The 2,508-nt window shown below is 38.3% G+C and carries 1 protein-coding gene; it reads left to right on the top strand.

Annotation, left to right across the window (positions count from 1 at the left end):
• The first annotated feature begins 354 nt into the window (after positions 1-354).
• A complete protein-coding gene (locus BW942_RS20660) occupies positions 355-1,713 on the top strand; it encodes an FAD-dependent oxidoreductase (protein ID WP_001225709.1) in 1,359 nt (452 codons plus the stop codon).
• Positions 1,714-2,508 lie beyond the last annotated feature (795 nt).

Below are 2,508 nucleotides of genomic sequence, written 5' to 3'. Positions count from 1 at the left end.
CACAGATCTCATTCGTCATTAGACTTTGTGAGTCCTGTGCAATTTGAAGTAAATGCTGCGTAAAAATGTGTCCAATAATTCGTCACTAGGTTAACATGATCTTTAATGAAATTTCTTATCTATATATAATTTTGAGTGAAGTCCCTTATCGTCTGATTCAAGTTAAAAAATCAGATGAACTAACCTAATCATTATTGAAAAGCGGTCGTTGTGAAGACCGGTTATGCCAGGTCTTATATGGTTTTCCACCGCTGGGCATAACAATGATGAGATCGAATCAGGACGTACGACTGACTGACTATAGATGTATAAATATAATGTCCGTGCGTTTTTTATTATCATTGAGGGGATTTTATGCGTAAGATTGCCGTTATTGGTTCAGGAATAGCAGGATTGATGACCGCCCATGACCTGCTGAAACATGGCTATGATGTAACCCTTTATTCAGATCGCAGCCCAGAAGATTGGCTAAACAAAAGCCGTCCAACTGGAATCGCTGCACGTTTTGAGTCATCTCTTGCCTATGAGCGAGAATTAGGATTGGCTCATTGGGATAAGGATTTTCCACCTATCGAAGGAGTGTATCTTATTTTCTCGATGCAACCTACGATTCCGTTTATCATTTTGGCAGGACGTCTCTCGGAGAATGGCGCAGCGATCGATGTGCGTTTGCAATCCTATCGCTGGATGAATGATTTAGTAGAACGCGGCGGTAAACTCTGCATAGAAAATATAGATATTCCTCGTCTGGATACAATCAGCGCTGAAAATGATTTGACGATTGTCGCAGCAGGTAAGGCCGAAATCGCTAATCTGTTTGAGCGAAATGAAGCCCGCAGTGTCTATACGAAACCTCAACGCAAGTTGGCAATGGTCGTCGTTAAAAATACTGGAAAGTTTGAGAAAATTCCGTATAATCCGGTCAAGTTTAATTTTATTGGGGATCATGGAGAAGCCTTCTGGATTCCGTACTATCACAAGTCGGTGGGCATGACGTGGAACCTGCTTTTCGAAGCGAAAGCTGATGGTAAGATGGATAAATTCACCAATGCAAAATCTGGTGATGAAGTCCTCGTTATTGCCAAAAATGTTATCAAGGAACTGTTTCCTTGGGATTATGATTGGTTCAAGAATGCAGAATTGGCCGATGAAAATGGCTGGTTAACTGGTGCATTAACTCCTATCGTGCGTAACCCTGTTGGCAAACTTCCATCGGGGCGTATCGTAACAGGTGTAGGTGATACTCTCACAACACTTGATCCTATCGCAGGGCAGGGTGCGAACAATGTCTATCGCATGGCGAAAAATTTGGTTCAAAACATTGTAAAGCACGGCAACGGTACATTTGATGCCGCTTGGATGAGCAATACATTCGAGGAATACTACGAGAAGTCCGGCAAAGCGACGATTGATTTCACCAATCTGTTGCTTGAACCGATTACGGATGCTGGTCGTCAATTGCTCATCGCGCAGTACGGTAGTAACGGTGTGAGCTGCAGTGGCCAACAAGTTATTGCCAATGCGTTTAGCGACAATTTTGCTGACCCTACTTTCCTCACTAGTTATTTCACCGACAGTGCAAAAGTCCGCGCCTTCATCAGCGAAAAAACGGGACGCCACTGGTTACCACATACGGCAGGTAGTTTATTGAGTGTAGTGCGTGATCAGGTACGACAAAAAATCGGCATGACTCCCGGTGCTGGATACTGGTAAGTTTATTAAAATATTATAAACTGAGTATTTAGTTTTCTAATAAGATACTAAAGATTTTCCTAATTACTCGTTTTATCAAATTACTTGGTTGGTGACGTATAGCTTGGGAATTTTTTGTATAGCTCTATTGTGCTTTTCGAACTTTATAATGAAATCAACTATGTAAGAGTTCCCACAAATTAAGTTTTATTTTGTTCTCTGTGCGATTTTGAAAAATCATTCTTCTAGGAAATATTGAGTAGTCTCTGCGTTTTTAAAGGAATTTTGTTCAACGTAAATTTGGCATAAAAAATTTATAATTCATTTTCTGAAAAAAGTTATAATCTAAATTTTACAGATCTATTCCCAAAATGTGGGAACTACTATAAATCACAATTTTAAGAACCAATTTTAAAATTGTAGGAACTCATACTTTTAGAAAATTCTTTCTAATTTTCTTACACCTAACACACTTTAAAATGGAATTTAAATTTTGATGATGACCGCAAAACAGCGGTTTCATGCAAAAACCTGATTGGATGATGATTCTTTTTGTATTTCCGAGTAGTTCTCACAATTTACAAAGTTTAACTATAAATTCACATTTGTGAGTTTCCACATCTATTTTTTTACGAAAAAATTGACCTATGACAAAACGAATTTCTTACACCAAATTCACGTTAATAAGATACTTCATATTCCCAAAAAACCTGAAGAAAGCTTTAGAACTTGTCCCAAAACCTTAAAGAATTTACATGATAGTTCTTTAGAAATTTTTAATAAAACACAATAGTTCCTACAAAAACCGTCACATTT

The organism is Leptospira interrogans (assembly GCF_900156205.1).
Lineage (GTDB): Bacteria > Spirochaetota > Leptospiria > Leptospirales > Leptospiraceae > Leptospira > Leptospira interrogans.
This window is presented reverse-complemented; position numbering and strand designations above follow the sequence as displayed.

Excerpts from the sequence above, each read along its gene's own strand:
- BW942_RS20660 (WP_001225709.1), top strand. The coding sequence starts at position 355 with ATGCGTAAGATTGCCGTTATTGGTTCAGGAATAGCAGGATTGATGACC.